The sequence below is a fragment of the Paracoccus benzoatiresistens genome (assembly GCF_026913015.1).
Lineage (GTDB): Bacteria > Pseudomonadota > Alphaproteobacteria > Rhodobacterales > Rhodobacteraceae > Paracoccus > Paracoccus benzoatiresistens.
Genome location: NZ_JAPTYD010000094.1, coordinates 1 through 8895 on the forward strand (window position 1 = coordinate 1; position 8895 = coordinate 8895).

General features: G+C 59.4%; 12 protein-coding genes. 6 read left to right on the forward strand and 6 right to left on the reverse strand.

The window, feature by feature from the left end:
- Window positions 1-738 precede the first annotated feature (738 nt).
- Complete coding sequence (locus OU682_RS22705; RefSeq protein ID WP_268944467.1) at window positions 739-1317, forward strand: response regulator; 579 nt, start codon at window positions 739-741, stop codon at window positions 1315-1317.
- A 469-nt stretch (window positions 1318-1786) separates the two neighbouring features.
- Here OU682_RS22705 and OU682_RS22710 read toward each other — a convergent pair whose 3' ends face one another.
- The 3 genes from OU682_RS22710 to OU682_RS22720 form a co-directional block, all read right to left on the reverse strand.
- Window positions 1787-1999 carry a hypothetical protein gene (locus OU682_RS22710; RefSeq protein WP_268944468.1) on the reverse strand — a complete coding sequence of 71 codons (213 nt, stop codon included), beginning with the start codon at window positions 1997-1999 and terminating at the stop codon, window positions 1787-1789.
- Window positions 2000-2073: 74 nt separating this feature from the next.
- A complete protein-coding gene (locus OU682_RS22715; RefSeq protein WP_268944469.1) occupies window positions 2074-2628 on the reverse strand; it encodes a hypothetical protein in 555 nt (184 codons plus the stop codon).
- The gene (locus OU682_RS22720; RefSeq protein ID WP_268944470.1) at window positions 2625-2891 is read right to left on the reverse strand and encodes a hypothetical protein; all 267 of its coding nucleotides are present in this window, start codon (window positions 2889-2891) and stop codon (window positions 2625-2627) included. The genes OU682_RS22715 and OU682_RS22720 overlap by 4 nt, the downstream gene beginning before the upstream one ends.
- A gap of 156 nt (window positions 2892-3047) precedes the next feature.
- Between OU682_RS22720 and mobQ the strand changes: the two genes are divergently transcribed.
- Window positions 3048-4307 (forward strand): MobQ family relaxase, encoded by a 1260-nt coding sequence (gene mobQ / locus OU682_RS22725; protein ID WP_268944471.1) that lies wholly within the window; start codon window positions 3048-3050, stop codon window positions 4305-4307.
- Between the two features lie 228 nt (window positions 4308-4535).
- Entirely contained in the window at window positions 4536-5678 is a 1143-nt protein-coding gene (rffA, locus tag OU682_RS22730; protein ID WP_268944472.1) for a dTDP-4-amino-4,6-dideoxygalactose transaminase, read from the forward strand.
- Between the two features lie 33 nt (window positions 5679-5711).
- Here rffA and OU682_RS22735 read toward each other — a convergent pair whose 3' ends face one another.
- Window positions 5712-5900, reverse strand: coding sequence for a hypothetical protein (locus tag OU682_RS22735; protein WP_268944473.1), 189 nt, complete (start codon window positions 5898-5900; stop codon window positions 5712-5714).
- Window positions 5901-6622: 722 nt separating this feature from the next.
- On the reverse strand, window positions 6623-7399 hold the full coding sequence (locus OU682_RS22740; RefSeq protein WP_268944474.1) for a replication initiation protein: 777 nt from the start codon (window positions 7397-7399) through the stop codon (window positions 6623-6625).
- A 362-nt stretch (window positions 7400-7761) separates the two neighbouring features.
- Here OU682_RS22740 and OU682_RS22745 point away from each other — a divergent pair, with 362 nt between their 5' ends.
- Genes OU682_RS22745 through OU682_RS22755 form a run of 3 tightly spaced genes read left to right on the forward strand, consistent with a single transcriptional unit; the run spans window position 7762 to window position 8566 of the window.
- The gene (locus OU682_RS22745; RefSeq protein WP_268944475.1) at window positions 7762-8085 is read left to right on the forward strand and encodes a type II toxin-antitoxin system RelE/ParE family toxin; all 324 of its coding nucleotides are present in this window, start codon (window positions 7762-7764) and stop codon (window positions 8083-8085) included.
- Window positions 8082-8354 (forward strand): helix-turn-helix domain-containing protein, encoded by a 273-nt coding sequence (locus OU682_RS22750; RefSeq protein WP_268944476.1) that lies wholly within the window; start codon window positions 8082-8084, stop codon window positions 8352-8354. Before OU682_RS22745 ends, OU682_RS22750 begins: the two co-directional genes overlap by 4 nt.
- A 2-nt stretch (window positions 8355-8356) precedes the next feature.
- On the forward strand, window positions 8357-8566 hold the full coding sequence (locus OU682_RS22755) for a helix-turn-helix domain-containing transcriptional regulator (protein WP_268944477.1): 210 nt from the start codon (window positions 8357-8359) through the stop codon (window positions 8564-8566).
- A 141-nt stretch (window positions 8567-8707) separates the two neighbouring features.
- Here the strand turns inward: OU682_RS22755 and OU682_RS22760 are convergent.
- Window positions 8708-8895: hypothetical protein (locus tag OU682_RS22760; RefSeq protein ID WP_268944478.1), on the reverse strand; the 188-nt coding region annotated here is incomplete at its 5' end.

Here is an 8895-nt window from a genome sequence, read left to right on the forward strand (position 1 = left end):
ACAAAGGTTCCAAGACGCGAAAGGCCCTCACAACCATGCCAGGTGCAAGGGCCTCCCATGAAGGATGTTCGACGAGTTTTCACCGCAGCCGAACCGGGCCATCTGGCAAAGGTTCCAGGGCAGCAAAAAGTGTAACGATGCCAAAAAACATATCCTGCTACAGCTACAGTCACAGCTGGAACAAGGGAGTTGAGATGACCCCAGCGGGCGAAACCGAACTCAATATGGTTCAACGGCATATCCGCGAGGGACAAGCCCGCGTTGTCCGCCGCCGCCAGCACCTGGCCCGGCTGCAGAACACCCCACACTTGGCGATCACCGCGCCCAGGTGCAGCCGATCGACCAGTGACGGAAACCACTTGCGGCCCGCCTCGTGCCCATCGGGACGCCGCAGCTTGTCCAAGCCCATGCCGAAATCGAAGGCCGCTTCGACGATATGCTCGGCGCCTTTGAGAAGGCCCGAGATCAGCTTCCAGGTGTTCGTCTCAAAAGGGCTCTGGCTTTCGACATCCTCCCGGGAGAGTGTTCCCGCGGGCGGCTCGTAGAATTGTCATTTGAAATGACAACCTACTAGGTAATCCACTTCGTGCCGCTCCGCTGATTGCCATGGGCCAAGAGGCGCTGTGCCCTCTTGGATCACCCGCCAAGGCGAAAAAGCGTCAAAGTTGTTTGGCTAATAAGATGACGTAAGGTAAGCCAGCTAGTTGAGGGAGCCGCTAAGGTCTTGGGAGGGGCCTGATGACATTCGAACCACTGCGCATTCTTTTGGTCGAAGATGATTTTTTCATAGCTGAGACCTTAGCGCGCGAGATCCGCGCCGAAGGCGATACGGTCGTAGGACCGTTTGCTGATATTCATGAGGCGATCCAGTACGTCGGCCTAGTGCAAGCCGCCATCCTCGACGTCCTGGTTCAGGAGGAGACGTCGTTTTCCATCGCGGATTCCCTGATTCATCATGAGATCCCCTTCATCTTCCTGACGGGTTCTGATCCGCGGGTTATTCCTGCGCGCTTCGCGGATCGCCATATTTACGACAAGCCCAGCCCAGCGACGCCCCTTCTGTATGATTTGCACCAACAGCACCGGGCGATTGTCTCGCAAGGCGACGGTAACATGGAGGCAGTCGTAATTGAGATGATCCGTCGAGCGCGCGATCTCATGCCTGATGAGGCATCGGCAGACCGGATTGTAGAGGGAGCCCTGCTTCGGGCTATTGCAGAGACTAAAGATAAACGGATGGAAGGTGATATCCGTGCCAACATGCTGAGCTTGCTGTATGACGAATATCGCCAGCGTGGGAGGCTTTGCCTTCACTAAAGGAAAGCAGAACAGGGTCGTTGATTTGGTATGTCCGGCCTCAGGAGGTGCTAAAATACGCCTCTTGAAGACTAACGAAAAGGAAGACAAACCAAGCACCAAATTACATTTCCTGCTATAGTCCCAGCTACCTTGCCACATCCGCCAGGGAGAGGCGTGAGATCGTGGCTAGTCTTCCGCCGGATAGTCCCCTTGCAAAAACTGCACGCCAGCTTCCGGCTCAGTTCGAAGACGCCTTGGAAAGCCATCGTGCGCATCTAGCCCGGCTTCTGGGCCAAGGCCAGAAACCAATTTTTGTAGACATTTCGCATTCCCTGCCATTCAAACCCGCTAGTTCAGCAGGTCAACAGTGATCGGCACGACAGCAGGGCGGATTCAGTGTAACCTTGGGTAGCGGCACCGGGGATTTACCGTCCGTCTACCGATGTCGTTAGGCGGGCGGTCGGCCACCCTGACGCAGCCCGCCGCCCTACGAGCCCACGACCGAAAGCCCGCTTTCGGTAAGATCATCAATGATGACCTGATAAGGTTCGGTCACGTTTATCAGAGTGCCGTCAGACAGTTTGATCTCGGTGCCCGCGTCGTCTGCCACTTCCCGCACGGAAACGATGTGATCGACGGCCAGGGCGATCTTGCTCGTCTGTCGTCCTGGTTCATTCAGATGAAGCACAACGAAAGCCATCTGGTCTCTCCTCACCAGCGGGAGGCGCCACGATAGGTGCGCAGGAGATCGCAGGCAAGGCGGGGTGGACCTCCTCACTCTCCGGCTGACCGCTCCAGCCAGAACACGCAGGCTTTGTCTCCGGAGTTGTGGAACATGGTTTCCCCGCCTGCCGATCGGCAGAAGACGCCGGGGTGCTCCCCGAACTTGTGGGCATTGCCGTAGCCTTGCAGCAGGAACATCCCCAGGACGCCCAGGAGGACCCCTGTGAGCACCCCGGAGGTCAGCCACACCCAGAACCCGCCAAACCACCTCCACGCCTCTCTGCGGGCCTCTCCGGCGGCCTTGCGGAGGTCTCCAGCTGCCTTGATGCTTTCGAGATGCGCTTCGCGGATGGCCTCCTTGGCGCCTTCCGAGGCTGCATAAACGGTGTGCTGGCGCAGATCGAGGGCGGCGGTGGCCAGGCTCTGCTCGATGCGTTGTTGGACGGCCGGGCCGACCTTGGCCATGCGGTCGAGGCCTTGGACCACCACGGCATTGAGCTTTTCCGCGTCCTTCCGGTCCAGGCTGGTGCGCTGCAACTGGTCGATCTGGCGGCGGATCAGGGTGATCTCGTCGGCCAGGATCTCGAAGGGGTCCTTGATGCTCATGCGTCACCCGTCCCCGCGCTTTGCGCCTTGGCATCGAGCTTGGCCAGCAATCCTACCAGTTCCTTCTGATCGACCTCGCGGGTGACGGTCTTGCGCAGGGTGGACGCCATCCAACGGGCGATCTTCGGATCCTTGAGAGCCTCGGTGGTGACCACGGCGCCAACAATGATCTTGCGGCGGGTCTCAGAGGCCTTGGCCTTGGTCTTGAGCCGGTACAGCCGGGCTTGGGCTTCGGCAATTTGCTGGTCAATGGTTCGCGCCATTCTGCAATCCCTTGTTCTCCTAATGATTGCAAGACTGGCCTCTAGGTTGTTAGGGTGCAAGACACGAAGTGCCCACTTATACAAACCTTTCAGGTTTGTGTGGGCAAAGGGGAGGTTGCACTCCCCTTTGAACCCCTAGCTTGAGCGCGACACGAAATGGCGATCTTTCACCTGCGGGCCACGATGATTTCCCGCTCGGCCGGGCGCAGCGCCACCGGCGCGGCCGCCTACCGGTCCGGCGAGCGCATTCACGATGAGCGCACCGGGCTTTCTTTCGACTACCGGGCGCGGGGCGGTGTCGAGCATGTGGAGATCCTCGCCCCCGAGCGTTCGCCCGAGTGGGTCCGGGACCGCGCCGCGCTGTGGAACGCGGTCGAGCGGGCCGAGACGCGCAAGAACAGCCAGGTGGCCCGCGAGATCCGCGTGGCGCTGCCGGCCGAGCTGGACAGGACGCAGCGCATCGCGCTGGTCCGCGACTTCTGCCAGCGGTCCTTCGTGGACCGCGGCATGGTCGCGGACATCGCCCTGCACGCGCCGGGACGCGAGGGCGACGAGCGCAACCACCATGCGCATATCCTGCTGACCACCCGCGAGATCGGCCAGGAGGGCTTTTCCGCCAAGAACCGGGACTGGAACGCCAAGGATCTGCTGGAGGACTGGCGTGAGGCCTGGGCGCGCGACAGCAACTATGCCCTGGAGCGCTGCGGTCATGAGGCGCGCATCGACCACCGGACGCTGGAGACGCAGCGCGAGGAGGCCCTGGAGCGTTCTGTCCAGGCGCGGGAGCGGGGCGACGAGGCCGAGGCTTTACGCGAGACGGTGCGGGCGGTGGAGCTGGACCGGAGGCCCCTGCCGCAGCTATCCCTTGGTGCTTGGCAGCTGAAGGAGCGCGGCATCGAGGTCGCGGCGGTGCAGCTGTGGCGTGAGGTCAAGGCGCAGGCCGTCGAGGTGGCGCGGGTGGCGGAGCGGCTGTCCGGTCAGGTGCGGGAGTGGCTCGGGCGGACCGTGGAGCGTCTGGCACCTGGACACGAACTGACCTATGCCGGTCCCGATCGCGGCGCAGTTCGCGACGAGGGACAGGATCTGGCGTCTGCCCGTCACGGCAGGCGTCAGACGCCAGAGCGCGTCCAGGACGCTGGTTCCGACATAGCAGCGCGGCTCCGGGTGGCCCGAGAGGCCCATCAGGATCGCGGCGAAGTAGAGCTTGGCCAAGGCCGGACGCCGGAGAGTGCCAAGAGCCTGGCCGAGCGGTTGCGGGAGGCCGCGCGGACCATCAACCCGGCTGCGTCAGCCGAGCGCGCTGCTAGATTGCAGCAGGAGCGTCTGGCCGAGGAACGGCAGCGGGTGCAGGAGGCCGAGCGCGTCCGCGAACGAGAGCGCAGAGGGCATGACAGGAGTTGGGGTCACGAACTTTAGACCAAGTGGACCTGGCTCGGTTTCGTTCCGGTCTTCTGAGAGCGATGCTCGATAAAGAGGAGACTGGATATGGCGTCTGCCCGTCACGGCAGGAGCCAGACGCTAGACGCCAGATCCAAAAATTTGGCCCCTGTTGGTCCTATGTAAGTAGGTGATGTATTTGATTTTATCACAAAATATCTTGTTATTTCAGTGGTTAATCTGTATAGCAGGTAAGTGTAATTTAGTATGATGAACCGTATTCCGTTCAACAAGCCTTCGATGGTTGGATGTGAGTTTTCGTTTCTTGAAGAAGCCCTCGAACGGGGACAACTGTCAGGAGACGGATATTTTACTAAGCGCTGCAATGAACGCATAGTCAAACTATCTGGTTCACCGGCTGCTCTGCTGACCCACTCCTGCACTGCCGCACTCGAGATGGCGGGCATCCTGTGCGATCTCAAACCCGGAGATGAGGTCATCATGCCCTCATTCACCTTTGTATCAACAGCGAATGCTGTTGTATTGCGGGGCGCCACGCCAGTGTTCGTGGATATCGATCAGCATAGTCTAAATATCGATCCAAACCAAATTGAAGCAGCAATCACGCCACAGACCCGTGCGATCTTCGCGGTCCATTATGCTGGATTTCCTGCAGAAATGGACCGCCTGAATCAGATCGCACAGGCCCACGGCCTGATGGTGATCGAAGACGCGGCCCAGGCCCTCGGCTCTACCTACAAGGGGCGGCCGGCCGGCAGCCTGGGAGACATTGCCGCCTTCAGCTTTCACGAGACCAAGAACATCATCAGCGGTGAAGGCGGTGCTATTACGGTGAACCGGCGGGATCTCGTCGAACGGGCCGAGATCATCAGAGAGAAGGGTACAAACAGGTCTCGCTTCCTGAGAGGTCAGGTGGATAGGTATACTTGGGTCGATATCGGCTCATCCTTTCTTCCTGGCGAACTGGTCGCGGCCTTCCTTTTCGCACAACTCGAACAGGAGGAGGTGATCCGCCAAGCTCGCCTTGCCCTCTTCGGCCGTTACCAGAACGCTTTCGCCGATCTGGCACAGCAAGAGCGAGTTGTACTGCCTTGGCACTCTGACGATGTGACAGGCAATGGTCACATGTTCTACCTTCTGATGCGGGATATCGACGATCGCGATGCGCTGATCGGGCATCTGCGCGAGGCCGGGATCATTGCCCCGTTGCATTATGTCCCCCTGCACAGCGCGCCAGGCGGACGCCGGTTTGGACGCGCCGAAGGCGACCTTTCAGTAACCGATAACACCTATTCTCGCCTGATCCGGCTGCCTCTGTATTTAACGCTGGGCGATGAGATCGAACGCGTGATCGACGTCACGCGAAGCTGGCTGAGCGCGAATGCCTGAGGACTGACAATGGCTTACCTTTCGGAGGACGCGCTACGCGCGATGGGCTTTGCCGAGCTTGGCATAAACGTAAAGATCAGCGACAAGGCCGCGATCTACGGGGCCGACCAGATGCGGATCCGCGACGCTGATCCGCAGCCAAGGTTGAAAAGAAGGTGCGGAAGGCGCGCGCAGGACAGAATGCTGGGAATGGGTTACATGCCCGATCCGGAGGCCGGTCATGATCCAAGATCCTTTTGTTCACGCTCAGCGCATTTACGCGGAGATGGACGACGTACAGGCACAGGTCCGCGCCCTTCAAGACAAAAAAACCGATCGCGATAGCAGCTCGAGGAGGCTTGGAGGAAGCTCGCGAAGTTCTGCGAGCTGCTGAAGTCCACTCATCAGAATTTGTGGTATGCGTCCTCCCTGCTGAAGCGGACAACCCAGGACAAAAGGTAGGCTTCCGCCGTTCTATGACCAGAAGGCACCGAGTTGAGCCAAAGCGTCAGAACGGCCACCAGCGACGGCGGGTCGGGGTAGGTTCGGGCGCAGGTGGCATAACTGGAACAGGCGGCAGTGCTTGGGATGTTAGAGCCAGCACCCTGTCCTCTGCCCTGTCCAAGCGTTTCCGCAGATCGGCTATCGTGTCCCGCTCACGCTCTAGCTGATGCTCCAGCATCTCGACCTTGACGGCCAGCACGGCCTCTCTCTCGCTTGCCCCTTCCTTATCCTGTCCCAAATTGTCCCGTTGGGTGGGCTCACTGATGTCCCATGGGAATACGCGGGCTAACTCTGATGGGTCTATGTCCCAAACTCCGTCTTCAAGTCTACCGCCTGATAGCTTACCGTTTTTCAATGCCCTGTGGATGGTAGACCGGCTTGCGCCGCATAGGTCCGCAGCTTGCCTAAGCGTCAGTCCCATTGTTGTCCCTCTGCGTCCTTATGAGCCGTTTCGTAGCGTCTCAATGGGACATCTGTTCGTCAAGGATAACATGAACCTCTGTTTCTTTGTTGAGACGTTCCTTCCGCCCTACACGGGGCCGCTGTATCTCTGCATAGGCGTCCCGCATGCCTGTCTCATCCTTCATGCTCCATCCCATGATGAAGCCCACAACCTTCCGTCCGTCCATGCGTGGTTCTAGCGCGACTTGATAGGGAGTAAGTGCATTGACCTCGACTACAGCCGGCTCAATGGCCTTGGTTTTAAGGTTCTTGTAGGGCACCAGCTTCCCGGCCTCGACACCAAGCAAGTCCCTGATGCCGTCAATGGTGAAGTTCTCCCGGAACACATGGCGCAGCCGTGCGCGCCTAGCTACGGCTTCGTACAGCGCAAATGCATATTTGCTACTGAATGATCGCATCACTGCATGATCCAGCTTGGCGAAGATGCTGCTGTCTCTGACCAGTGCAGCCAGTTGAGGCCAGAAGCTATAGGTCAGTGTTCCAGCGTTGGGCGTGGTTCGGATCGTGTTGGCCCCGAGAAGTTGAAACCGCATCTCTGCCCCGTCTGATGTCCTTGCTATCACCACCGTCTGCATCAGGCGCTCGATGCTCTCGGCTAGCCGGGACATGGGTTCATCAGCATGCTTGAGGGACGCCGTTGGGACAGTGAACTCACGTCCTGGAACTGCCATGTCTGGACCCCAGGCGGCTTCAATCAGGCTGTTGAAAACGCGCCGGTCGTGAAGTGTCAGTGGACCTACACCGCGGAGTTCAATCAACTCGGCAGGCTTGAGCATCTCCCCGTCATTGGGCCGGATCGTCAGGCTTGTTCCCACAGCTGTCCCTCATTGACTACCTTATCAAGGTATCGGGTAGCCGAACGCTTTGGAATAGGGGACATTGCTGTGCCGAATTGTCCGGCTCACCCGTACAAAAGGTAGCCGTCAGCCATACAAAAGGTAGCCGATACCCCTACAAGGGGTAGCCGTCACCCGTACAAAAGGTAGCCGATACCTCTATATAGCACTCCCATTTCAATTAGTTACGTCTCCTAGAAGTAAGAAGATAAGAAGAAAAAGAAGAAGGACTGAAGTCCTCAACGCCGTCCCTAGGAGGGGAGGAATCTTGACTAAAATAGCGGATAAGATATATAGCGGATATGAGATGGACCGTAGAAACCCATGCGGCGGCAGATGATGAAATCCTTGCCCTGCCGCCCAAACTCCAGGCTCGGCTTCTGCGGTTGATGGAGATGGTGGAGAACGTGGGCCTGGATCAGATCCACGAGCCCCACGTCAAACACCTGGATGGAAAGCTCTGGGAACTGCGGGCCAAGGCCCCGGAGGGCATCGCCCGCGGCATCTACGTTGCCGTGACAGGCCGCCGTGTTGTTGTGCTGCATGTGTTTGCGAAGAAGACGCAGAAGACACCCAAAGCGGCCCTGGAGCTGGCTCGTGAAAGGATGAAGGAGGTTACGCCATGACAAAGCTTGCCGATCTGAAGCAGCGGCTGATGGACAATCCGGAATTTCGTGAAGAATACGCCAAAGCCGACGCAGAATTTGCCTTGATCGAAGCGATGATCATGGCCCGGCGAGAGGCGAAGCTGACGCAAGCCGAATTGGCCGAGAAAATCGGCACAACGCAATCAGCCATTGCCCGACTGGAAGCCGGCCGCGTCTCCCCCTCGATTTCCACCTTGCGACGCTATGCCGAAGCCACAGGTCATCAACTCCGGGTCGGGTTCGTCTAGCCATGCCGGAAGCACTCTTTGCCCGTTACGACAGCGGTCACGACCTCAGGACCGGGGAAGACATTGCCGCCTACCTTGAAGCCGTCATGGAAGACGACGGCGACGATCCGGCCCATGTCGCCCGTGCTCTCGAGGTGGTGGCTCGGGCCCTCGACACGACGGCGCTTGCCCACAAGGCCAGCCTGCTGCGTAAGGCCGGGAACCGGCTGTGATCCGTCCTGCCGGCCGCCTTGGGCCCTCCGGCCGGACCCTTGCTATGGCCTCCTGTTCAACTTCTAGCTGCGCTGCCCGTGAGAAGCGGTGTTATGACACGAAACGGGGGTGGGGGAGGGATCGCGCGGCGGTTGTGCAGTCTAGGGGGCCGCAGGCGGGTCGCGCTGCGCCTGGCGCAACACCTGCGCAAGCTGCCTGGCCAGCGCCTTCAATCGGGGCGGCAGGTCGGGTTTAGGGGGTCGGGGAGCAGGCAGCACATCTGTCATGGCGCGCTGAACCGGGCAGAGTGACAAAGGTTCCAAGACGCGAAAGGCCCTCACAACCATGC